Source organism: Vibrio sp. HS-50-1 (genome assembly GCF_024747315.1).
Classification (GTDB): Bacteria; Pseudomonadota; Gammaproteobacteria; order Enterobacterales; family Vibrionaceae; genus Vibrio; species Vibrio diabolicus.
This window is the reverse complement of sequence record NZ_JAMPZF010000024.1, coordinates 456,308-479,268: the sequence shown is the minus strand read 5'-3', so window position 1 is coordinate 479,268 and position 22,961 is coordinate 456,308. Positions and strand designations below refer to the sequence as shown.

Below are 22,961 nucleotides of genomic sequence, written 5' to 3'. Positions count from 1 at the left end.
AATGGGGAAAGTGTCTCATGATTATACTCTGTGGTGTTTATTCCACCAACGATTAAAAGGACAGATAATGAAAAAGGTGTTGGTGCTAGGCGCCTCGGGTTACATTGGTTCTCAACTTCTTCCGTTACTCTTAGATAAAGGTTACGCCGTCACGGCCGCAGCGCGACATATCGATTATTTGGAGTCAAGGACTCGGCCCCATCCTAATTTAACGTTGCGGTATCTGGACCTAGCCGACGCAGAAGCCACGCTCGCTGTGGTGAACGATTTTGACTTGGTATTTTTCCTAGTACACGGAATGGCACAAGGCGATGACTTTGTTGAGTACGAGCTAAACCTTGCTTTGAACTTTAAATACGCGTTGGAGCAAAGCCGTGTCAAACATGTCATTTATTTAAGTGCCATCCAACCGCAAACCGGAAACTCGCGCCATTTAGCCGCACGCAAAGCAACGGGCAAAATTATCCGACAGTCTGGCGTTCCAGTAACTGAATTGCGTGCAGGCGTCATCATTGGCCCCGGCTCCGCGGCTTTCGAGATCATGCGAGATTTTGTCTACAACTTACCTATTTTGATCGCGCCTAAATGGGTCGACTCAAAAGCCAACCCTATTGCCCTACCCAACCTCAATCACTATTTATTGCAGTTGGCCGAAGCATCACCCCCAGAAGAAAGCCAAATTTATGAAGTTGGTGGGCCAGATACGCTCAGCTACCGCGAGCAGTTTAAAGTCATTTGCCGAATCACCAACAAGCCTTATCGGCTGTGGTCGACACCGTTGCTTACCCCCAAAATGGCATCGTACTGGCTCGGCTTGGTCACCTCTGTACCAGCAAACATCGGCAAAGCATTACTCGCGGGGTTAGAGCATGACTACATTGCCGATTCCAAAGCGATTGAAGCACGATTTCCGCAAACGCTGATCAGCTACGAGCAAGCGGTATCCGATACCATTCAAGATGAAGGCACGTTTGTGCGCAGCAATGTTTGGGGCTTTGAGCCAGCGGCACTTCGTCGATGGCAACCGGGGTATGGCTACTACCCTAAACAAGCCGGTGCGAGCATAAAAACTCAAGCCTCCGCTGCGGCATTATGGAAAGTGGCTCAAAAAATCGGGAGTCGTGAAAAAGACTATTACTTTGCCAACATTTTGTGGCGCACACGTGAATGGCTCGACATCTTTTTTGGTGGCGGGAAACCGATTCGCGTTTCTCCTCCGGGGCCGGAGCTCAAAGTCGGCGATTATATAGACTCTTGGAAAGTGATTCGCTGCGAAGAAAATCAGTTCCTCTCACTTTTTTTTGGTATGAAAGGCCCGGGGCTTGGACGTTTAGAAATTACCATCAAAGACCATGGTGATGAACGAGAACTGGATATCACCGCTTGGTGGCACCCGCAGGGATTTCTCGGGCTGCTTTACTGGTTTGCCATGATGCCAGCCCATCTATTCATATTCAAAGGCATGGTCAAAGCCATCGCGAAAGAAGCCGAAAGTATCAGTATTACTCCTCAGGTGGGACAGTCTCTGAAGAATCTAGAGAAATAGGCAGGTGATGAGCAACCCCCGCATGACAATCTATGCACGATTGCTCTCGGCTTTCCATCATTTGATGCCGACGCGCAACGGTTCGTCCTTGCGCTTCGAAATCCATCTTGTCAACGGAATGGCAATATCGACACTGCTTTGATTTATTCTCGATAAACTGCTGTGTGACTTCAGCAGCCAACCTCGGACGATGCTCCGCCTCGAAGTTCTCTAACGTAATTTCTCCAGTCAGTTTGTGATAGATGTCGGCTGTAGCGCCGATTTTCAATGCGATTTTAGCAAAAAACTCCCTAGGGACATGGCAATCACTGCACGTAGCGGCAACCACACCCTGAGCATTTTTGAAGTGTGGAGATGCTTGGTACTCCTCAACTATCGTATCCATCCCAATATGGCAACTGTAACAAAACTCGTTGCGATTGGTGTAATCCATACCAAAGTGAAAAACACTGAGGGCCGCCCCACCAAGGATAAACGCCAATAAGCCACCAATTGGTATGCCGAGCATCCATTTTCTGTTTGGTTTACGCCATAAACTCATTGGTGTTCATCCCAAAGCAGCGCTAGCGATAACTCGCATAGTATTCTACGAGCGCGTTTAAATCATCGGCACTAAGCCCTTTGAACGCCTCATCCATTTTTTTATCAACGGAGCGTTTGCCTTGCTTAAACTGTTGCAACGTAGTGGCGAGATAGCCCTTCTGCTGACCAGCTAAAATCGAAGCTTCATCCAGAGCGTTACTGCCACCATCCGAATGACAGTTCTCGCAACTTTTCGCGTGGATAGCCTTACCTTTCATCGCTAACGCTTGATCAAAAGACTGCTTAGCTGGCACAAACTCGAGCCCAGCATAATGTTTTGCTAACTCTTCAATCTGCGCCTCAGATAAAGATTTAACTATCGACACCATGTCGCCTTTTTTGCTCGTGTCTCCGTATACGTGATTAACCGAAGCTGAGGGTCTGCCTTCAAGGTAACGCAACATCTGGTCAAAAAAGTTGAACTCGGGAATCCCTGCGATGGTAGGAATATTCGTGTCTGAGCTAACACCGTTTGGCCCATGACAAGCTTCACATTCGTATTGTGAAATTAGCTCACTTGGTGACGCTAAACTGTGGGAGGCCAAAACTGAGCTAATGACTAACACCGAGGAAAATTTTAGAGAGAATTTAATTAGTTGGTGCATATTAGACTGACTCCGTAGTAATTATCTTTATTAATCAAAACCAGACAACGAATAAACGATAAGAAAATCAATTTATAAATGCGACTTAAAACCAACGATATCCAAGATAAAAATATTAAGCCGTCAACTATTTAAAGTATCGTAGTTCAATACCCTTACTTTTTCTGCGCTGACCTCTTCAATCGCAGAAAATCCAACCCAAATAATTGATTTAAAATGACAATAAATTCAACCCCAAAATTCACATACAAAAATAGTGGTTTATTTTAATAATATTTCATATTGCGTCTATACTCTTACAAGCCATGTGTTTCGATTTATTCAAGCGATGTAAATATGGATATTTTTTCTTTTGCCTTGAATATGAAATTAATATTTCAATCAATCGTTTATTGAAATATTCAACCATTCCCATGCATTCCCACTTACTTTAGGACGAATCGAGAGGGACTATGAACGGTTTAAAGTCGATCGCTACATTAATATTTTTTATTTTACTGCTCACCGGATGTGGTCCAGACAGCAACAACGATCAGAATACACCACCACCTGCACTTGGTGATTTCAAGATCAGTGTTTCCGAGCCATCATTGGTCACTCAAGAATCCGGAGAAACCAAACTGGTGGTCAATTTTACCGTCAAAGACGGCAGTGGCAGACCTCATGAGCTAGACGAAACGAGAGATTTTCGCATCGCACTTCTCAAAGCAATGCCCTCTCGTGTCGATACACAAAACTCGAACGATCCAGCCTTTGCCTTCAATGGGCGCCATGGCAACACTTATTGGAAGAGTTTCCATCACTCAAGTAATACCGCAAATAACCGTGCCAGCATGGAGAGTGTTTGGGATGGAACACTAGTAAAAACAGACGAGGGATATCGCTACACGTTTGCCATTCCTGACGTTTTGAAAGTGTCCGATCCTTATACTGCCGACTCTTCTAGCAACAATGGTTTTATCGCTTGGGATGCGGATAAACTCCACCGAATCGTCATGGCGTATGGCGAGCAAGGCAACGGTTTTACCTACGTGTTTGAATGGGTGCCGCAAGAAAGTTCAGATGCGGTTGTCTCTCGCAATGTAATAGAAAAAGGCACCTGCGAAAACTGCCATATGGGCGAACCGCTTCATCATGGACCGGGTTATCGCTCAATTGATAACAACATTGCCGTTTGTACCGCTTGCCACAATGACAGTAACCCTGGCGCTGCGCCAGCCAGACGCCCTCTCGCAGCCGTTGTTCATCAATACCACGGTAATGTTTTCAAATTAGGTAGCGACAGAAATAACACCGACACCTACAAACAACCTGTCGACGGGAATGACGCGCTCGTTACCGACATCAATGGTTTAGTCATTGAAGGCAACCCTTTCCCGCAAGATGCCCGCAACTGTACAACCTGCCATTCAACCGATGTTGCGAAAGCATCAGACGCCAACAATTGGTTTGAACACCCAAGCCAAGTTGCCTGTGAGACCTGTCACTTGTACCGAGACAGAGGCGCGCATGATAACCAAGTCGGTACGGCTTGGGTAAGAAACGGCGAGCCACAAAACTCCTGCTCGGGCTGTCACCGACCTTATGACCGAGATGACAATGGTGATCCAATCATCGGCCAAGACGCAAGCCGAAGTGCTAAAACGGTTCACGTAATGCGTTTAGAGAATCTTGCAAAGGCACGTAATTCGCTCGAAATCAACGTTGAAAACGCGCGATTTATTGATGACCAGTTTGAAGTTGAACTAAGAGTGTCGAAAGCGGGCTCAGGTATTGGATCCATCAACGAACTGACCCCTTTCATTAATGAACATGGGCACCTCAATTTGTTGCTGAACTGGGATAACGGCCAAGGCCCGATGGTCGCAAACAACAGTCTCAACGTCGCCGATGATGGCGCACTTGGTGACGGCTGTGAGGCTCAAGGAGAAGGCCTATTCTTGTGTCATAAAGACTTCACTGACGCTGCGATTAAGCCAATCTCCAACTCTACGTTGACGGTTAACATCGCCGACATGCCACTTTGCGCCAACCGTAGAGATGGCGAGCTCGCCGAATGCGTCACGTTTGAAGGCATCGATCTTATCAAATCGCCTTTCGTCATTGCCGCCAATAACGCATCCGGCTCGTTTGATGTGTCTGGTATCAACAAGCAACACAAACTGCCAGTGGGCGCGGACATTTCATCGTGTAACGATTGTCACAAAGAGCTGACTATCCATAAGCTTGGTGAGCATCCACATGCCGCCACCGACTTCCAACAATGTAAAAATTGCCATAACTCAGAACGTTCTGCGTTTTATCCTGGGATGGCGGCTGATCTAAAGTACCACGTGCACTCATTCCACGCCTTTGGCTCCGCTCATAGCGGTGAAGCGCCTTTCCCTGGCGCAGTCAACAACTGTGAGGCCTGCCATACCAATGCTCAATACAACTTACCTAGCCAACAAAATACGCGACCTTCTATGGCGAGTGGTAAGTACTTTAGTCCTGCGTTAGTCGCCTGTGGCGCGTGTCACCTAGAGTCATCTTTAGCTAATGCTGACCCGGATACCGTGGCAGGAGATGCGCCTCTGAACCATATGCTAAATCACGGCGCGGTATTTGGAGCAGACACAGCAGCACAAGCAACGGGCTCCGAACAATGTGCAACTTGCCATGCCATTGGTCAGTCACAAGGGGTAGATAAGGTTCACAAGGTATACGACTACCGTTGAATTCGTCATTGAACACAATGCTTTGACAATTAAGGATAAGAAAAGGAAGAGCTATGAAAGCAATGTTTCTGCGGTGGTTGGTAACTGGGATACTTGGGTTAGGCGTCATCTTCACCGTCAGTTCGGAAGATATCGCCGAGCCAGAACCCAAAGCGGCGACGTTAACTCAAGAAGAAATTGAAACCATATTAGACACCAAGTTTTCCGAGGGGAAATATTCACGCCGCGGGCCAGATGGCTGCCTTCGTTGCCATGACGATACCTCAGACAAACCTGCAACCGGTATTTTCGACAACATCCACGGCAAGTCAGCGAACTTGCATGGTCCAATGAATGATAAACAATGTGAAGCATGCCATGGCCCAGCAAACAATCACGCGCGCAATCCGCGAAAAGGACAAGTTCGTGAGCCGATGATCACCTTTGGGCCAAACTCCCCTGTTCCGGCCGAAAAGCAAAACAGCGTGTGTTTATCTTGCCACCAAGATGCGAAACGCTCGACTTGGCATAGCAGTGAGCACGCTTTTGAAGGTCTGTCTTGTGCAAGCTGTCACCAACTGCATCAAAAAAACGATCCGATGATGGTTGCCGAAATGCAAGCAGACAAATGCACCGATTGCCACTCCCGCACCAAATCGGATATCCACAAACGCAGTCGTCATCCTATCATTGACGGCGTCATGACTTGTTCTAGCTGCCACAATCCACATCAGGCATTAAATGAAGCGAGCCTGAACTGGTCAACCGTCAATAACGCTTGTTACGAGTGTCATGCAGAAAAACGCGGCCCATTCTTATGGGAGCATGAGCCTGTAACTGAAGATTGTACATCCTGCCACACACCTCATGGTTCAGTGAACAAAGCCCTGCTCAATAAACGGCTGCCAATGCTATGTCAGGAATGCCACCGTGTGCCACATGCAAACGTAGTCATTCCTGAAAACGACTTGAGAGTGCGCGGCGGAAGTTGTTTGAACTGCCACAATCAAGTGCATGGCTCTAACCACCCACGTGGTCAAACATTAAGTTATTAGGAGGGAGGCATGAAACTATCTCAACTGTGCATCGCTATTTCCCTTGCTTTTGCTGTGCAAGCGCACGCCAACGATTATTCGTTACAACGTTCTCAACCAGCCGACACTAGCCGCTGGCAGTGCAGTGAATGCAGCAGCGATGGCACGTGGAGTGGAGAAGTCAGCGCTGGCGTCGGTTACCTTAACAACGATGGTTCCTCGCGATTCTATAATTGGAATCCACCCGTTTACGGTACAAACTCTGACAATAAACACTTTAACGCGAGCCTAAACGCCGATATCGAACAATATGAAGACGATGGGTTCTACAATCGAATCGTCGTCGAAGATCTTGGTTTGCAACGCTTCTTACTGCAGTGGGAAATGGGCCAGTACGACGGATTACGTATCCTCGGCAGTTACAGTGAAACGCCGTATTTCTGGAATCAGTCCTCACTCAGTGCGTATCATCCAAGAGAAGATGCACTCGTTAGTGGTGACCTATCGAAATATGAAAACTCAGTGACGCGAGAGACGTTTAAGTTAGAACTCAAGTACACACCACATACGCCATGGAAGCCATATGCATCCATGAAGCACGAACGTAAAGAAGGCACAACTTCGCTCTATTCATCGACCATTCCGGGTTACGCCAACGCGCCGGGATTCATACCCAAAGCCGTCGATCATGAAACCTTAAATACTCAAGTAGGAGTGAGCTACATTGAAGATTTGTGGCTGGTGGATATTGCGTATCGCGGCTCATTTTTCCGCAATGAAAAGTCCGCACTCTATTACGGCGGTGTTACTAACCCTTACGCCAACCACCTTGCGTATGAGCCTGACAACGACTTTCACCAATTTGCTGTCACGGGGAATTATCGGTTGAATCAACAAACGTTCAGTGGCCGCTTACTTTGGTCACAGACGTCTTCTGAAGGCGGGTTAAATCAGTTTCCACAGTCCCCCGTTAACTCCAATACATTCCATGGCGAAACTAACACTTGGCAAATGAGCGCGGATTACCACAACAAACTTTCGCGAGACACTGCTTTCGCCATTTCTGCGGACTATTCAGATAAAGACGATAACTCCGATAGAAACACCATCATCGGATCGACGAGAGAAAAATACGACCACACCAAAACCAAACTGGAAGCAACACTCAAGCATCGTGTTACTTCTGATGTAAAAGTGAATACGGGTTACCATTTTAGACAAGATGAGCGAAGCTATGCCGACCGAAAACGTACCGATGAACAACGCGTTTTTGTTGGGGCCCAGTACCGACCAAATAGACCGTGGCAATTAGGCGGTAAAGTCTCCTACTCTTTTCGCGATGGCTCTGATTGGCAGGACGACAGCAGCGACTCGCCTAATTTGCGCCAATACTATTTAGCCGACAAAGAGAGGATTGAGCTCCGTGGCCACGGCAGTTATGACATGACCGACGATGTCCAATTGCTTGCAGAGCTTTGGTACGGCAACGACGACTATGTTAAACCCGATATAGGTTTAAGCGAAGGAGAAGATTACGGCTACGATATCAGCGTCAACTTCAATTTACTCGACGGACTAAACGGGCATGTTTTTTACAATCAACAGGTCATCCGCTCCGAGCAACAACAAGCAAACTCTGACGTTGTCGGTTGGAATCGCTACACCACCAAACTCAAAGATGACATCACAACCATTGGCTTTGGTGTGAGTAAAGAGCAACTACTAGACGACAAACTTTCTATCTCGTTTGATTACAGCTACAGCCAAGCTGATGGAAAATCTTCAACCACATCTGGTGGCTACCAATATCCTGATAACAAGGCGAACTCGTACCGATTTGAAGTCATCGCTGACTATGAAGTATCTGAAAATCAAAACGTGCAGCTCAACCTCCGTTATGAAGACTACTCAGAAGAGGATTACTTGTTTAATAACGAAACCGAAACGATGGGCGACGTTTTACAAAGCTATGAAGGTTTATATGGCGGCGTCTATTGGAAATATCGCTTTTAAATACAGAGTGACGTGACAAAAAAAGCATCAGACGTTTCAAACACCTGATGCTTTCATATTTCAATTCTACTGCTGTGAGAAGTTGATTAAGCTTGGAAGCTCAACGGAATCTCAGCCAATTGGTTACCTTCGTTTGCAGGAAAGATAAGGTACTCGCCGTGGTATTTCACCATCGATTTGTAGTCCGTCACTTTATGCACCATAAAACCCGCTTGCGCTGCTTTCTCAACAAACTCAGCATGGTTGCCACGTACAAACCAGCTCATTGGTTTGACGAGCAGCTCGCCGTCGAAGCAGCTTTCGCATTGATCTGCACATAGCGCCAAAGAGTTTTGACCCTCCGTGAAGATTTGGATTTTGCCACAACCAACCAATTGTTCAGAGGTAGAAACTTCCCAACCTGCTTGCTCCATCACATCTAAAAATGCTTCGACGTCAGAGTCTTTGATCACTTTTGAATCTTCACCTTCAGGAAAAAACTGAGCGTAAAAAGCGGAAATACGCTTGAAGATAAACAACAAACCAGCGTCATTACCCTTTGAACGACCCGATTTTTGCCAACGTGTTAAGTCATCGCCTACGGCTCGACCGAAACGCTGAGATTTAAGTGCTTTGGTAACCCAGCGCACTAAATAATGGTTATTCGCAACAGGGGCATTGGCTAACTTACCTGAGCGATGCTCTTGATCTAACTCTTCAAGTGCTGAGTTAACTAAGTTTTGAATTTCTTTGGTGTAATTCGACATTACGCCTTTCTTCCTAAAGTCCAATAAAACAGTGCTGAAAGCACAGAACAAGCAAACATCACAATGATCATCGGCCACGCCACATTACCTGGTAGTGATGCCACCAGCGCGCCAACCAATGAGCCGATACCGAATCTTAACGTCCCCGCCAGAGACGATGCTGTACCCGCCATTGATGGGTAGCCACTTAAAAGCAGCGCCATCGCGTTACTACCTATCGTCGACAATGTACCGATAAACAGCACAACAAAAGGTACGATGCCCCATAATCCGAAGTCCATTAACCAACTTACGAATAAACCAATCCCCGCCAAAAGTTGCACGAACAACCCAAAACGAAGCATGGCATGAGAGCCAACTTTCTTCACCAAGCGACCATTAATACTGGTCATGATGATCATCGCAACAATGTTCAAACCGAATAAATAACCAAAGTGGTCTGGTCGAACACCATATAAATCAATGTAAACAAACGAACCCGCAGTCAGGAATGCAAACATTCCGGAAAATGAAAACGCTCCAGAAAGCATCAAACCTATCGCTTCAGGGTTGGAGCATAATCTGGCGTAGTTTCTCATCGTAGTGCGAAAACGAAGCGGCTGACGATTTTCTGGTTTCAACGTCTCTGGGATTTTCCAAAGTACCAGTAGAATTACCACCACAGCGAAAATGGCTAACACCCAAAAGATCGAACGCCAACCAAACCAGATCGCTAGGTGACCACCTATCATAGGCGCAACCAAGGGTGCCATGGTGATCACTAAGGTAACGAAAGACATTGCACGGGCAAAGTCTTCACGGTCAAACATGTCACGCACGACGGCTTGGATAATGACCGCCGCTGCCGCGCCAGCAAAACCTTGCGCTGTTCGCACATAAGTCAATGCATCAATGCCGTTTGTGGTCGCACTCACTACCGCCGCTAATCCAAAGAAAAGCACACCCAAAATCAGTACAGGTCTGCGGCCAAAACTATCGGCAAGCGGCCCATGAATTAACTGGCCAATCGCAAAACCTGCCGTATAAGCCGTCAACGTAATCTGAACCGCGCCAGGCGCAACACCCAAATCTTTCGCGATGGTTGGCATAGCAGGCAAATACATGTCGATCGCCAAAGGCGTCAAAGCACCAATCGCTCCTAATACAAGAAACAATAGAAAACTGATTTGGGATTGCGGAGCGCTTTGAGCTTTTTCTGTCATTCTTTTACCTCTTGTTGGAGCCCTTTCGTCAATACTTTCAGAGCAAAGTGAACGTAACGGACGGTTCTCATATCGCTGATATCTAGAAGCCAAAGGCCTGTTCTATCAACGTTCGAGAATCATAAGGGCAAATATGTACCAAGGTGTGACCTTGACGAACTCGACATAGAAAAGCGTGTGAAAGCGAAGTGTGTTTATGAGAAATAGACACAATGCAATGGAATTGATTCCACCATTTACTCACCACAGCCGAAGGCTTTGCAATAAGAGTATGCATGGCTCAGCTAAATGCAAAGGCATATCACTCAGATGAGTAAGCACACCGGAATTGTCTAGGCACTAATTTTGGTAGGAAAATTAATTTTGAGCCAATTCCTACCAAAAAACTAGTTCCAATTGGGAACTAAAGAATTTCCCATGCCGATAATTAATTCCAAATAGAATCAATTTCTTCCTGCGTGAGGTAGCGATAATCACCAGGTTCTAGTGCCTCATCGAGTTCAATCGAACCAATACGCTCACGATGTAAGTACTCAACTTTATTTCCTAACGCCGCAAACATGCGTTTCACTTGGTGATACTTACCTTCCACAATAGTTAATAATACTTCATTCTCTGCCTCGTTCACGATCTCCAAACGAGCAGGTAATGTTGCTTCTGATTCATTGCGCAAAATAATGCCTTGTTCGAGCTTTTCCGCGTAATCTGGCTGAATAGCATCGACGAGCCAAACACGGTACGTTTTCTCACACTTATGCTTAGGTGAGGTAATACGGTGAGACCACTTACCATCATCCGTAATCAACACCAAGCCAGTTGTGTCGACGTCTAATCGGCCCGCAAAGTGAAGGTTTTCAATTTTAGGCTCATCAAGCAATGCGAATGCAGTTTGGTTGTAGCCATCTTCATGTGAGCAAACAAAGTCAGCAGGCTTATACAACATAATGTAACGAGGACCAGGAGCACCAATAACGCGGTCTTCCCACATTACTTCTGCACCTTCAGGTACTTTAAATGCACCACTTTTTTGAACCTCACCGTCAACGGTGATGTCTCCACTTTTGATGATCTTTGTTGCCTGTTTGCGTGTTGCACCCAGAGCGTCACACAAATATTTATCTAAACGCATGAATACCTCATTGAATTATACCCAAGTAACCTCCAAATCTCGGTTTAAAGGTCACTTGGGTATAAAAGTCAGGTATTATAGCGTTCCTCGTTCGAATAGTTGAGCAATTTCACATATTTTCATGTACACACTTCGCCCTTATCAAGCCGACTCGGTTAAAGCAGTCATTCACTACTTTCGTAAACACTCGACACCAGCAGTGATCGTACTGCCTACTGGTGCCGGAAAAAGCTTGGTGATCGCAGAGCTTGCTCGCCTTGCGAAAGGGAGAGTGTTAGTCCTCGCTCACGTTAAAGAGCTGGTCGAGCAAAACCACGCGAAGTATGAAGGTTATGGTTTAAAAGGTTCCATCTTCTCAGCAGGATTGGGGCGAAAAGAAACTGATCAGCAAGTCGTGTTTGCTTCAGTTCAATCGGTCGTACGTAACTTAGATTCGTTCAAAAACCAGTTTTCTCTGCTCGTTATTGATGAGTGCCATCGTGTGCCGGATGACAAAAACAGCAGCTACCAAAAAGTTATTACTCACTTACGAGAACTGAACCCAGGCATTAAGGTGCTGGGACTAACTGCAACGCCCTATCGTTTAGGAATGGGCTGGATTTATCAGTACCATACCCGAGGTCAAGTACGCACCGAAGAGCCTCGATTCTTCCGCGATTGTATTTTCGAACTGCCGATCCGTTACTTGCTCGACGAAAACTTCCTCACTCCGGCACGAATGATGGACGCGCCTGTTTTGTCTTATGACTTCTCGCAACTGAAACCCGCAAACACCGGACGCTACAAAGAAGCAGAAATGGACATGGTGATCGATAAAGCCAAACGCGCCACTCCGCAAATTGTTGAGCAAATCATGCAATATGCGAGAGAACGTCAAGGTGTCATGATCTTCGCCGCGACTGTCCGACACGCACAAGAGATCCACAGTTTACTGCCTGAAGGCGAAACTGAAATCGTCATTGGTGATACACCTACGCCGGAGCGCGATGCGATCATCCAAGCGTTCAAGAATCGTCAAATAAAATATTTGGTCAATGTTTCGGTACTGACTACCGGGTTTGATGCGCCGCATGTCGATTTAATCGCGATTTTGCGACCAACAGAGTCAGTCAGTCTATACCAGCAGATTGTAGGGCGAGGATTACGCTTATCAGACGGAAAATCAGAATGTTTAGTGCTTGATTACGCAGGCAACAGCTACGATTTATACCAACCTGAAGTCGGTGATCCCAAGCCAGACTCTGACAGTGAAATTATCACGATTCCCTGCCCGGCTTGCGGATTCAATAACAACTTCTGGGGTAAATTGGATAGTAACGGTTTCTTGGTCGAACACTTTGGCAGACGTTGCCAGGGTTACTTTGAAGATGAAGACACAGGCGAGCGTGAACACTGTGGCTACCGTTTTCGTGCCAAATACTGTGGTGAATGTGGTGCCGACAACGATATTGCTGCGCGCATTTGTCATGAGTGTGACGCAACGCTTGTTGATCCAGATAAAAAATTAAAAGAAGCCCTTAATCTGAAAGATGCATTGATATTTGAATGCACAGAAATGGACCTGTCAGTATTCAAGTCCAGTGATGGTAAATCTCAACTCAAGGTGACATATTCTGGCGAACCATACCAAGGCGAAGGCAATGCGTTAGTTCATGAGTTTTGGTCATTGAGTACCAAAAAACAAAAACAAACGTTTAAAGACCAATTTGTGCGCCCTCACTTGGCAGACAAGCATCGCCCTTTTGAAGAGGCTTCACCGACACGTGTTGTTGCCAATCAACATCGTTTCCGTTTGCCTCAGTTTGTTATTGCAAGGAAATCCGGTCGCTTTTGGAAATTGCGAGACAAAATTTTTGAAGACGAGTTGAAATAACCTCTGCAACATTTAGTAAAACTGAACTCGATGATTCACTCTCTGTTCATCTATATCCGATATACTGCGGCTAACGTTCTAGAAAAGGTTTGACTATGTATAAAGCAACGACTTCTCAACATTCTGCGTTACTTTTCGGCCTTATCACGACATTGATGTGTGCACCAAGTTTCGCCAAGCATGACGACTACTATGCCTCACAAAATGGTCACGCCATCGTGCAAGATGTCGAAAAGCCCGGAACACGTATTGAATTCGATGAAGATCAAGATGAGGTCTATCGCGCGGTTCAACAAGGATATATACGACCATTTTCGGACCTTTACGCCGCAGTAGAAAACGACCTATACGGCCGTATCATCAAGGTCGAGCTTGAAGAAGATGATGATGCTTGGGTGTATGAGTTAAAAATCCTGTACAACAATAGCGTCCTGAAAGTTGAGTATGACGCCGCCACGCTGGAAATGCTTGAGATCAAAGGTCGCAGCTTTAACAAAGCGTTAAAGCCACAAAACAACTAAACTGGTCTAATGCGTAATCCCGACGCAATGCGTAGCTTACTTCGATAACACTCCAAACATAATAAGAATCGCCAATATGAAAATACTTGTCGTTGAAGATGACCCTCGTTTAGGCGAGCAAATCATCGAAACATTAGAAAGTACCGGCTGGGTACCAGAATTATCTCAAGATGGCATAGACGCTCTGTATCGCGCGACATCGGAAGAATGGGACGCCATTGTTCTTGATCTAGGACTGCCGAAATTGGATGGCCTTACCGTGCTAAAAGGCATTCGAGATGAAAACATCAATACTCCTGTCGTTATCCTGAGTGCTCGCGATACCCTAACGCAGCGAGTTGAAGGTCTAAACGCAGGTGCAGACGATTACCTAACTAAGCCGTTTGAAATGGTTGAGCTTATCGCTCGTATTCGCGCGCAACTGCGAAGAGCATCAGGTAACGCCTCTCCTGTGATGCAAATTGGCGACTTGAGCTTGGATACGCGCACTTCTAAAGTCATGTGGCAAGGGCAAGCAGTAAGCTTAACGGCGCTGGAGTATAAAGTGGTCGCTTACTTTATGCATAACCCAGAAAAAGTAATTTCTCGCACCGAACTCGTCGAGCACATTTACAAACAAGACTTTGATCGTGACTCCAACACAATCGAAGTTTTTATCGGCCGAATTCGCAAAAAAATCGCGCCAAAGATCATCAAAACTGTCCGAGGGTTGGGATACCAATTAAATGCCGAATAAGAACAGGCTACCGTTGAACGCAATAAAACGACTGAGTATCAAAAGTCGCCTCGTTTTAGCGGCGATCGTTTGGTTGACGGCAATGATCCTCGCAGCTGGTGTGACGATACCGACCCAAGTGTACAACTATATGGTTGACGACACTCGCTCACAGCTGAGCATTTTTATGGATGAAATCGCCGCTCAGTTAGAAGTCGATGAGACTGGGCACCTCTCACTCGCTGCTCTGCTCTCAGATCCTCGATTTAACCGACCTTACAGTGGTTTATATTGGAGTGCCTCTACTGAGACGAGTCTCGAGCGTTCTCGTTCTTTGTGGGACAAAAAAATCGAATACAAAGGTCTGGATAACGATGCTTACGGCGCGAGAGGCGAAAGGCTGATTACCATCGAAAAAGCTCTGTACTTACCGGATTACGATGGGCCTATCCATATCATTATTGGTATTGACGAAGAGCCTATCAAAAGCACCCTGCAAACGCTAATCGGGCAACTCTGGCTTATTTTAGGCTTATTATTCGCAGGGGTTCTTGCCGTCATTTTGCTGCAAATTGCTTGGTCATTGAGTCCGCTTACGAAGTTACAAAAAGAGTTGGCCGAGCTGAAGTCTGGTAACAAAAAGAGTCTAGAAGAAACCTATCCGAAAGAGATTTCTCCTCTTATCTTCGACCTCAACGCTCTGCTTTTCCATTATCAGGAATTGTTAGAACGAGCTAGGAATCATGCAGGCAATCTTTCACACGCGCTAAAAACCCCCCTTTCTGTCCTAAAAAATGAAGTACAGACGTTAGAACCTGATACGCAATCCCGTCTGCGTACTCCGATCAATCAAATACAAGATCATATAGATTACCATCTGGGCCGTGCTCGCATGGCGGGGTCTATGAATATTTTATCAGTGAAATCGAACCCAGCAGAGCGTGTGGATGCTATCTCAATGGCGTTTGATAAAGTGTATGCGAGCCGAGATATCTCCTTAATTAATGAACTTGATTCAGAGCTGAATGTAGCGGTAGAGCAGACCGATCTCGACGAAATGCTGGGTAACTTGCTTGAAAATGCCTATAAGTGGGCCAACAACATGATTCGTGTGCACTCCTCTCAGGATAAAGACAATATACACATCATCATTGAAGATGACGGACCAGGTATCCCTAAAGAGAAACTGAGTCAAGTAATCAAGAGAGGCGTTAGATTGGATGAAGCGACCCCTGGGTCAGGTCTTGGTCTAAATATAGTCAGTGAAATGGCACACAGTTACCGAGGTCAATTAACACTGGAAGCGAGCGCTTTAGGTGGCTTAAAAGCATCTTTAGTCTTGCATCTCAGCCGAACATAAAGCATATAACGCATAAACTTTGTTCTTCGGACCATGATTAGTAAACCGATGAAAATGAAGCCGATGTGAACAAAATCCAAGCAAAGCGTTAAAAGGGATAGCCTTACACCCAGATAAATCATACCTTTTTGTTGATTTGGGGACGATTTGGGTTGCCCATTTATAAGTGGAATGATAGTATCCGCGCTCGCTTGAACAGTTCCTGTTTCAAGCTTTACCACGAACAACAAGGTCGCATTGTTGATTGTGAACATTTGATTTTTACTAATTTGAGAGTAAATACTATGAAATTCGAAGCAGTAGTACGTACTGAACTAGGTAAAGGTGCGAGCCGCCGCCTACGTCACGCTGGCAAATTCCCTGCAGTTGTATACGGCGGTGAAGAAGCAGCAGTAGCTATCGTTCTTAACCACGACGACATCGTAAACCAAATGGACAAGCCTGAATTCTACGAAGGCCTAGTTCTAGTTATCGATGGCAAAGAAGTTAAAGTTAAGCCACAAGACGTTCAACGTCACGCGTTCAAGCCAAAAGTTGAACACATGGACTTCATCCGTATCTAATTCCCTACCAAGGAATTAATCGGATTAAATCCAAACCTTTTGCATTCAAGATAATCGGACTTACCAACCGAGACATCTAAAAAATTTCAAAACCCCGGAGTCTTACCACCTCCGGGGTTTTACTATATGTGGCATATAACAATTGATTTACGAACGGGCAATGTACTTCACTAAAGTGAGATCCGTCAGCGTCATACGGTCAATGATTTCCGCCTCTTCCTCTCCAGTACGCACAAAACCACACTTCTTGTAAAAGTTAAGCCCCTGTTTATTGGTATCCAGTGCTTTCAAGCTTATCTGCATAACGGGCGTAGAGAGTAGACGCGTTTCTAGTTCATCTAACAATGCACTCCCTGCCCCTTGCCCATAATGCAAAGGAGAGACATAGCAACATGTTACCCACGCCGTTTTATCTTCACAGGTGTGGTTAGGTAGTTCGTAACTTAAAAAGCCGACGATTTCCCCTTGTCTCTCAACGACGATCAATTGGGCCAGTTGCTCAGTCATGACTCGCGTCCACATCCTTTCTCGGCGCTCAATCGTAAACTGATCGATGTAGCTCTGTGGCATTAACCCTTTGTATGCTACCTGCCACGAATCAACATGTATCTTGGCGATTTGAGTTGCTTCCTCTCTGACTGCGTTCCTTACTGTGTATCTCATTACTATCCTTTCTTAAAATTCGCCACTTACAAATTCTTTCAACCTTACTCTTTGAATCGAAGCTCAAAGCGAGCAGCCACAGATGCAACGCTTTACATTACTCCATTTCATTTTCATTAATTCAATGATAGTGCACATCGTAATATTCGAGAAAACGCCACGTTATTTACGTTTCACTTTCGCTCATTAGATTGAATCTATTTGTTTTAACATCCGGGTATCGAAAGCGGGATAAACACGGTAAGGTATCGAATAAGAATAAATAAACGATATCTAAGGCATAAGATTTCTAAACGGTCGCAATTATAGTAAAGAGAGAAATACCCTTTCTGGTTGTATTAAACAGAGTAAGCCAAGATCAAACGAGTTTGGGTTTTACAGTGATCATTTTATATACAAAACATTTCCCTCATCATCAGAGCGAAAATTTATAACGATTTGTGTCATGGCTGCTAAGAAAAACATGAACTTGGCAAAATAATCACCAAAATCAGCGCTATACTTCGCAAAAATGCGCATTGATTCACACAAACCACATTCATTCAATTGGCCACTTCACAAAATAACCCCCTCCCTCTAATTTCAATATACTAAAAACTATTTCTGTTTAATTGGAGACGTAGTTTGCAGGCTTATTAATTCATGTCTCCGATAGAAGTATAAATAAGAGATAGATCACTAAAGTTTCACATTAATTCCGTATATTTCACGCCGTAACAATAACAAAATCACAAAGAAAGGATCCCTTATGAAGTTTTCCAAATCTCTTTTGGTAATGGCAGTGGGCGCTGCGCTAGCAGGATGCGGCTCAGACAGCGATAATTCTCCAGTAACCTGCGAGACAGCAGATTCTTGTACTAAGTTCACCGTTCTCCACACTAACGATAACCACGGTCGCTTTTGGCATAACAGCGACGGCGAATATGGCATGGCTGCGCGTCACACTTTAATCGAATCTATTCGCGCAGAAGTCGAAGCAAAAGGCGGCGAAACCATTCTGCTATCTGGCGGTGATATTAATACCGGCGTACCAGAATCAGACATGCAAGATGCGGTTCCAGACTTCGTGGGGATGAACCTACTTGGTTACGATGCAATGGCTGTCGGTAACCACGAGTTTGATAACTCACTAGATATTCTCGATATGCAAGCTGAGCTAGCTGACTTCCCTATGCTGGCTGCGAATATCTATAAGAAAGATACCAATGAGCGTTACTTCGACCCTTACAAAGTATTTACTATCAACGGCCTTAAGATCGCTGTAATTGGTCTAACCACCCAGGACACGGCGAAGCTAGTCAATCCAGACAACGTATCAAACATCCACTTCGAAGACCCTCAAGTTGAAATCAAAAAAGTACTTAAGGAAATCGAAGAAAACGAAAAAGTAGATCTAGTATTTGCAACGACGCACATGGGTCACTACCAAGATGGTAATAATGGTAGTGAAGCACCAGGGGACGTGAAGCTCGCTCGCTCTCTTGAAGAGGGACAACTAGACGCTATCATCGGTGGTCACTCACAAAACCCAGTGTGTATGGAGCCAGGTACCAATGAGTATGCTGATTTCAAACCTGGTGATGATTGCGCGCCAGACCAACAAAAAGGCACTTGGATTATGCAAGCGCATGAGTGGGGTAAATATGTGGGTCGTGCGGACTTTGAATATTACGACGGCAAGCTTCACTTAGCGAATTACGCACTGATTCCTGTAAACCTTTTGGACGACAACGATGAAGTGATCGGTGAACGCATTCAACAAGATGCGACGGTAAAAGCGTTACTACTGCCATACCAACAGCAAGGTCAAGAGTTATTAGATGAGAAGATTTCTAATACAACGGGTAAGTTAGAAGGTGATCGTAACGTAGTTCGCTCTCAACAAACTAACCTAGGTCATCTACTGGGCGAGGCATACCGTACTTACAAAACGGTAGGTGCTGACTTTGGTGTGATGAACTCTGGCGGTGTGCGTGATTCAATCCAAGATGGTGACATCACTTACCGTGACGTACTAACAGTGCAACCATTCGGTAACTTCGTGACTAAAGCGACAATGACTGGTCAAGAAGTAAAAGAGTACCTTGATGTCGTAGCAACGAAATCTGCAGGCTCTGGTGCTTACGCTCAACTAGATAACATCACTTTAGATGTAGATTGTGATGCTGGCTCAGTAACCATTACCGACATTAACAATAAAGGCTTCGATCTAGACGCAACGTACACATTCTCTGTAATCAGCTTCAGTGCTGCTGGTGGCGATAACTATCCAATCATCGATGTTCAATCTACCCAGCTAACCGATGCATACGTTTTACGTGAGTTCTTCGTAAATAACCCACAGATCTCTGCGGATAGCTACAACAAGAACTTAGAAAACATCAAGTACTTCAGTAACGGTCAAGCTGTGAAAGGTTGCCCAGCAACTAATAGCTAAAAACACCTTACACTCTGACGTGAAGAGCTTTTAGAAGTTGTTCCGTCAGAGCCTCCCTAAAAACCGAAGCGTGACGCTTCGGTTTTTTTATTTTCGTTAAAGTGCTGAAAATTATCGCCCTTCATAAAGTGTTCAAAAATTATTCATTTGTGTTGTTGACGCCCATGTGCTGGGCTTCTATGTTTGATAAGGTCTTTCGAAAATACAGATTCATCAACTAACTTTTCGCTATGAAGTTTCGTAGCTTAGTGGATGATTCTAGGAAAGATGTGAATGGCGTTACAAACACTGCTCTCAAACAATTTGTCTTTTTGACCTAAAACGAAGGTGATTCGCCGCCAAGCGTTCACCAATGAGCAGCGATCTGGACGTCAATATGTTCAAACTGCTGCCATCGAGTTCAGGAGGTCAAAAATGAAACGAGCCAGCAATAGCTACAGACTTCAAATGATCAAAGAAGTGGTTACCCGTAGAGAGCGCGAAGCTTGCACGGACCCTATGGCGAGATACATTCATCAACTGATGGATGAACGCCCTACTAGTAAATTAGATGTTGAATTCAATCATCGATTTTCAGGAAGTCACTTTGACGAACATGCTGGGGGATGGGTCAGTGACCGTTGGTCAATGAAGTAGCGCTAATTTAACGAGTTTGCCTTACACGCACCGCATAGTAAGAGCTAATACAGTCCCGGCTCATCATTGATTATTGCCGAGCCGGGATAATTCGAAATTTAAAAGAGATCTTGCTGTCGTGATAATTCTTCTTGAGACTCTTCTGCCTTTCCCTTCCCTGCCAATACCTTTCTTCTATAGCGCTGACGGCATAGCTTAATTACATGCAACTGTTGAGCAGGCGTATAAGTGAGCCAGTTAAATCGCTCTTCTCTTTTACGCATACATCCTTTGCAATACCCTTTTTCGTCCACACTACAAATACCAACGCAAGGGTTTGGGACGGTAAAAAACTCTAGTTGCTCCATGCTCTAACCGTTTTTTGCTCGCTGTGCTGTAATGATATTATAACGACTTCAATATACGCTCCCAACAGTGCTATACATCTTGCACCTTGAAGCCGTTTGAGTATATAAACTGGACTCTGTCACAGTAATACGAAACTATTACCTTATGCTGACAAAAACAGTGTTTTATTACCTATACTTACCACGTTTTCTAAAAACGGAGTCTATAAAATGAAGCTTAGCCTAAAAACGTTAGTTACAGCAATCTCTCTTCCTGTTCTTATGACTGCATGTGCTAGCAACGGTGACAATGTGAAAGAAATTACGGCTCAAGATTTACAGCACCATAATTGGGAGCTGGTTCAGATTGATGGTAAAAACATCGAATTAAAAGAACGTCAGCAAGCGCCTCGCTTAGAAATCGGAGAAAATCTGACTGCAAATGGTAACGCGGGGTGTAACAACTTCTTTGGTCAAGCTGAACTAAAAAACAATCAACTACGCATCGAAAAAATGGGAATGACCATGAAGATGTGTATGGATGACCAAATGAAAATTGAGCAAGCGATGTCTGAAACTCTTACTGAATGGAGTGATATAACGCTAACCAAAGAAGGGCTAATGCTTAAAAATGACGATCACGAACTAACGTTTCAGTTGCGTGATTGGGTAAACTAAGTCCCATTTCATATTCTAAGAGCAGCCATAAAATGGCTGCTTTTTTTATGCCTCCTAATCCATATCAAAGCAGGCAGGATGTCTGTTTCGCACGTTTCGGTTAGCAAAATCGTTTAAAACGACAAACTCTTTCCCTCTTTACGCCCTCAACGCCACGTCTACGAAGCGGGTTCAGTCTTCCAAATCAACATATCGAAGTTGCTTGAGGACAATAATTTTTAATTACTTGAAAGAATATCGTCAAACAAGCGGTCCGCTCTTGTATACCTAAAACGACACCAGAATTGTCCTTTCTTCGTTTTGCTTCACATTGAGAATAATTCTTTGAATCAATGAGTGATTCCGTTTGGGATTGGCATTGATAATAGAGAGAGATGGATTACTATCCTTGTAACAAAGCGGAGCGACTTGTTTAGACGTCAATAACGTCGGAAACGAGAATAAAAAGACATAACACGGAATAGATATGAAAAAGCTACTCAGTACCGTTGGCATTTTAGCCACCACTTTCGCGACATCTTCTTTTACCAACTCATCGGTTGCTAGTGAATGGCAAAAAATCGAACAACAAGCCGACGGACAATCCGTCTACTTTCATGCTTGGGGCGGAAGCCAAGAAATTAATCGCTACATCCAGTGGGCGAGTAGAGAGCTAAAATCGCGTTATAACGTGACGCTAAACCACGTTAAAGTCACCGATATTTCTGAGACCACCACTCGACTTATCGCAGAAAAAGCGGCAGGCAAAAACAGCGGTGGCAGTGTTGATATGGTTTGGATCAATGGCGAGAACTTCAAATCAATGAAGGATAACCAGTTGCTGTTTGGTCCTTTTGTTGAAGGTTTGCCAAGCTGGCAATACGTCGATAAATCATTGCCAATTGATGTGGATTTTTCAGAGCCGACTGAAGGTTTGGAAGCACCTTGGGGTGTGGGGCAATTGGTGTTTATCCATGATGAGCAAACCCTGCATAACCCTCCTCGATCATTTGCTGAAATGCTGAGTTACGCAAAGGCGTTTCCAAATCGCCTAACTTACCCTCGCCCACCAGAGTTTCATGGCACAAGCTTTATTAAAGCATTACTCATTGAACTGTCTAACAACGCCCCTGCTCTGCAAAAACCAGTTACCGATGACACGTTTGAACAAGTTACTCAACCGCTGTGGGCTTACCTAGATGAGTTCCATAAAGTCGCTTGGCGCGGTGGTAAACAGTTTCCAGGCGGTACAGCAGAAACCCTTCAACTACTGGATGATGGTCAGACTGACCTGGCAATTACCTTTAACCCGAACGCGGTTTTCTCTGCGCAGTCGAGCGGTAATCTTGCAGAAAGCACCAAAGCGTATGCGATGGACGCAGGTGCACTCTCAAACATTCACTTCTTAGCGATTCCTTGGAACGCAAATGCCAGTGCCGGTGCGCAAGTTGCGATAAACTTTTTATTGAGCCCTGAAGCACAATCTCGCAAAGGTAACCTTAACATCTGGGGCGATCCTTCAGTGCTAAGCAGCCAATACCTAACAGGTTCGGCTAAAAATACTCAACAATTCAAATCTATCGCTGAGCCGCATCCAAGCTGGCAATCTGCCTTAGAAAAAGAATGGTTGAAACGCTACGGAAATTAATAAGAGCCC

20 protein-coding genes are annotated in these 22,961 nt (G+C 45.1%); 13 read left to right on the top strand and 7 right to left on the bottom strand.

All coding sequences use genetic code 11. The annotated features are described in order from the left end of the window. Positions 1-67: 67 nt before the first annotated feature. Positions 68-1,546 (top strand): SDR family oxidoreductase, encoded by a 1,479-nt coding sequence (locus NDJ01_RS11835; RefSeq protein WP_258586737.1) that lies wholly within the window; start codon positions 68-70, stop codon positions 1,544-1,546. On the opposite strand, the gene NDJ01_RS11830 is transcribed toward NDJ01_RS11835, so the two are convergent. Further along, positions 1,503-2,087 (bottom strand): NapC/NirT family cytochrome c, encoded by a 585-nt coding sequence (locus NDJ01_RS11830; RefSeq protein ID WP_145474212.1) that lies wholly within the window; start codon positions 2,085-2,087, stop codon positions 1,503-1,505. The genes NDJ01_RS11835 and NDJ01_RS11830 overlap by 44 nt on opposite strands. 22 nt (positions 2,088-2,109) lie before the next feature. Continuing rightward, complete coding sequence (locus tag NDJ01_RS11825) at positions 2,110-2,733, bottom strand: c-type cytochrome (RefSeq protein WP_145474214.1); 624 nt, start codon at positions 2,731-2,733, stop codon at positions 2,110-2,112. Positions 2,734-3,185: 452 nt separating this feature from the next. On the opposite strand from NDJ01_RS11825, the gene NDJ01_RS11820 reads away from it, so the two are divergent. Genes NDJ01_RS11820 through NDJ01_RS11810 form a run of 3 tightly spaced genes read left to right on the top strand, consistent with a single transcriptional unit; the run spans position 3,186 to position 8,476 of the window. Beyond that, positions 3,186-5,450: an OmcA/MtrC family decaheme c-type cytochrome gene (locus tag NDJ01_RS11820; protein WP_145474216.1), complete on the top strand. Its 2,265-nt coding sequence runs from the start codon at positions 3,186-3,188 to the stop codon at positions 5,448-5,450. A 53-nt stretch (positions 5,451-5,503) separates the two neighbouring features. Further along, entirely contained in the window at positions 5,504-6,484 is a 981-nt protein-coding gene (locus NDJ01_RS11815; RefSeq protein ID WP_145474218.1) for a DmsE family decaheme c-type cytochrome, read from the top strand. A gap of 9 nt (positions 6,485-6,493) precedes the next feature. Beyond that, positions 6,494-8,476 carry an MtrB/PioB family decaheme-associated outer membrane protein gene (locus NDJ01_RS11810; RefSeq protein WP_258586736.1) on the top strand — a complete coding sequence of 661 codons (1,983 nt, stop codon included), beginning with the start codon at positions 6,494-6,496 and terminating at the stop codon, positions 8,474-8,476. Between the two features lie 86 nt (positions 8,477-8,562). Here NDJ01_RS11810 and NDJ01_RS11805 read toward each other — a convergent pair whose 3' ends face one another. From NDJ01_RS11805 to rsuA, 3 genes are all read right to left on the bottom strand, one after another. Continuing rightward, positions 8,563-9,222, bottom strand: a complete 660-nt coding sequence (locus tag NDJ01_RS11805) for a DUF2913 family protein (RefSeq protein ID WP_185090757.1) — start codon at positions 9,220-9,222, stop codon at positions 8,563-8,565. Then, the gene (locus NDJ01_RS11800; protein ID WP_005393240.1) at positions 9,222-10,424 is read right to left on the bottom strand and encodes a Bcr/CflA family multidrug efflux MFS transporter; all 1,203 of its coding nucleotides are present in this window, start codon (positions 10,422-10,424) and stop codon (positions 9,222-9,224) included. Before NDJ01_RS11800 ends, NDJ01_RS11805 begins: the two co-directional genes overlap by 1 nt. Before the next feature lie 427 nt (positions 10,425-10,851). Next, positions 10,852-11,553 (bottom strand): 16S rRNA pseudouridine(516) synthase RsuA, encoded by a 702-nt coding sequence (gene rsuA / locus NDJ01_RS11795; RefSeq protein ID WP_033905117.1) that lies wholly within the window; start codon positions 11,551-11,553, stop codon positions 10,852-10,854. A 121-nt stretch (positions 11,554-11,674) separates the two neighbouring features. Between rsuA and NDJ01_RS11790 the strand changes: the two genes are divergently transcribed. From NDJ01_RS11790 to rplY, 5 genes are all read left to right on the top strand, one after another. Next, positions 11,675-13,426, top strand: coding sequence for a DEAD/DEAH box helicase (locus NDJ01_RS11790; protein WP_012841929.1), 1,752 nt, complete (start codon positions 11,675-11,677; stop codon positions 13,424-13,426). Positions 13,427-13,521: 95 nt separating this feature from the next. Beyond that, positions 13,522-13,947: a PepSY domain-containing protein gene (locus NDJ01_RS11785; RefSeq protein WP_012841930.1), complete on the top strand. Its 426-nt coding sequence runs from the start codon at positions 13,522-13,524 to the stop codon at positions 13,945-13,947. A 76-nt stretch (positions 13,948-14,023) separates the two neighbouring features. After that, entirely contained in the window at positions 14,024-14,683 is a 660-nt protein-coding gene (locus NDJ01_RS11780) for a response regulator transcription factor (protein WP_005378073.1), read from the top strand. Beyond that, positions 14,673-16,022: an ATP-binding protein gene (locus NDJ01_RS11775; RefSeq protein WP_031780334.1), complete on the top strand. Its 1,350-nt coding sequence runs from the start codon at positions 14,673-14,675 to the stop codon at positions 16,020-16,022. The genes NDJ01_RS11780 and NDJ01_RS11775 overlap by 11 nt, the downstream gene beginning before the upstream one ends. 284 nt (positions 16,023-16,306) lie before the next feature. Continuing rightward, entirely contained in the window at positions 16,307-16,585 is a 279-nt protein-coding gene (rplY, locus tag NDJ01_RS11770) for a 50S ribosomal protein L25 (RefSeq protein ID WP_005393245.1), read from the top strand. Positions 16,586-16,732: 147 nt separating this feature from the next. On the opposite strand, the gene NDJ01_RS11765 is transcribed toward rplY, so the two are convergent. Then, positions 16,733-17,248 (bottom strand): GNAT family N-acetyltransferase, encoded by a 516-nt coding sequence (locus tag NDJ01_RS11765; protein ID WP_031780335.1) that lies wholly within the window; start codon positions 17,246-17,248, stop codon positions 16,733-16,735. 748 nt (positions 17,249-17,996) lie between these two features. On the opposite strand from NDJ01_RS11765, the gene ushA reads away from it, so the two are divergent. Both ushA and NDJ01_RS11755 read left to right on the top strand, forming a co-directional pair. After that, complete coding sequence (ushA, locus tag NDJ01_RS11760) at positions 17,997-19,685, top strand: bifunctional UDP-sugar hydrolase/5'-nucleotidase UshA (RefSeq protein ID WP_085343118.1); 1,689 nt, start codon at positions 17,997-17,999, stop codon at positions 19,683-19,685. A 414-nt stretch (positions 19,686-20,099) separates the two neighbouring features. Further along, positions 20,100-20,321, top strand: a complete 222-nt coding sequence (locus NDJ01_RS11755) for a hypothetical protein (RefSeq protein ID WP_005393249.1) — start codon at positions 20,100-20,102, stop codon at positions 20,319-20,321. A gap of 98 nt (positions 20,322-20,419) precedes the next feature. Here the strand turns inward: NDJ01_RS11755 and NDJ01_RS11750 are convergent, their stop codons facing one another. After that, positions 20,420-20,668: a DUF1289 domain-containing protein gene (locus NDJ01_RS11750; protein WP_258586735.1), complete on the bottom strand. Its 249-nt coding sequence runs from the start codon at positions 20,666-20,668 to the stop codon at positions 20,420-20,422. Positions 20,669-20,878: 210 nt separating this feature from the next. Here NDJ01_RS11750 and NDJ01_RS11745 point away from each other — a divergent pair, with 210 nt between their 5' ends. Together NDJ01_RS11745 and NDJ01_RS11740 are read left to right on the top strand one after the other, a co-directional pair. Then, positions 20,879-21,325 (top strand): META domain-containing protein, encoded by a 447-nt coding sequence (locus NDJ01_RS11745; protein WP_005393252.1) that lies wholly within the window; start codon positions 20,879-20,881, stop codon positions 21,323-21,325. Positions 21,326-21,791: 466 nt separating this feature from the next. Beyond that, the gene (locus NDJ01_RS11740) at positions 21,792-22,952 is read left to right on the top strand and encodes an ABC transporter substrate-binding protein (RefSeq protein WP_256964794.1); all 1,161 of its coding nucleotides are present in this window, start codon (positions 21,792-21,794) and stop codon (positions 22,950-22,952) included. Positions 22,953-22,961 lie beyond the last annotated feature (9 nt).

Coding starts and splice junctions, on each gene's coding strand:
- NDJ01_RS11745 (WP_005393252.1), top strand. CDS start 20,879: ATGAAGCTTAGCCTAAAAACGTTAGTTACAGCAATCTCTCTTCCTGTT.
- NDJ01_RS11780 (WP_005378073.1), top strand. CDS start 14,024: ATGAAAATACTTGTCGTTGAAGATGACCCTCGTTTAGGCGAGCAAATC.
- rsuA (WP_033905117.1), bottom strand. CDS start 11,553: ATGCGTTTAGATAAATATTTGTGTGACGCTCTGGGTGCAACACGCAAA.
- NDJ01_RS11815 (WP_145474218.1), top strand. CDS start 5,504: ATGAAAGCAATGTTTCTGCGGTGGTTGGTAACTGGGATACTTGGGTTA.
- NDJ01_RS11765 (WP_031780335.1), bottom strand. CDS start 17,248: ATGAGATACACAGTAAGGAACGCAGTCAGAGAGGAAGCAACTCAAATC.
- NDJ01_RS11810 (WP_258586736.1), top strand. CDS start 6,494: ATGAAACTATCTCAACTGTGCATCGCTATTTCCCTTGCTTTTGCTGTG.
- NDJ01_RS11740 (WP_256964794.1), top strand. CDS start 21,792: ATGAAAAAGCTACTCAGTACCGTTGGCATTTTAGCCACCACTTTCGCG.
- NDJ01_RS11820 (WP_145474216.1), top strand. CDS start 3,186: ATGAACGGTTTAAAGTCGATCGCTACATTAATATTTTTTATTTTACTG.
- NDJ01_RS11800 (WP_005393240.1), bottom strand. CDS start 10,424: ATGACAGAAAAAGCTCAAAGCGCTCCGCAATCCCAAATCAGTTTTCTA.
- NDJ01_RS11785 (WP_012841930.1), top strand. CDS start 13,522: ATGTATAAAGCAACGACTTCTCAACATTCTGCGTTACTTTTCGGCCTT.
- ushA (WP_085343118.1), top strand. CDS start 17,997: ATGAAGTTTTCCAAATCTCTTTTGGTAATGGCAGTGGGCGCTGCGCTA.
- NDJ01_RS11790 (WP_012841929.1), top strand. CDS start 11,675: ATGTACACACTTCGCCCTTATCAAGCCGACTCGGTTAAAGCAGTCATT.
- NDJ01_RS11755 (WP_005393249.1), top strand. CDS start 20,100: ATGAAACGAGCCAGCAATAGCTACAGACTTCAAATGATCAAAGAAGTG.
- NDJ01_RS11775 (WP_031780334.1), top strand. CDS start 14,673: ATGCCGAATAAGAACAGGCTACCGTTGAACGCAATAAAACGACTGAGT.
- NDJ01_RS11825 (WP_145474214.1), bottom strand. CDS start 2,733: ATGCACCAACTAATTAAATTCTCTCTAAAATTTTCCTCGGTGTTAGTC.
- NDJ01_RS11830 (WP_145474212.1), bottom strand. CDS start 2,087: ATGAGTTTATGGCGTAAACCAAACAGAAAATGGATGCTCGGCATACCA.
- NDJ01_RS11835 (WP_258586737.1), top strand. CDS start 68: ATGAAAAAGGTGTTGGTGCTAGGCGCCTCGGGTTACATTGGTTCTCAA.
- NDJ01_RS11805 (WP_185090757.1), bottom strand. CDS start 9,222: ATGTCGAATTACACCAAAGAAATTCAAAACTTAGTTAACTCAGCACTT.
- NDJ01_RS11750 (WP_258586735.1), bottom strand. CDS start 20,668: ATGGAGCAACTAGAGTTTTTTACCGTCCCAAACCCTTGCGTTGGTATT.
- rplY (WP_005393245.1), top strand. CDS start 16,307: ATGAAATTCGAAGCAGTAGTACGTACTGAACTAGGTAAAGGTGCGAGC.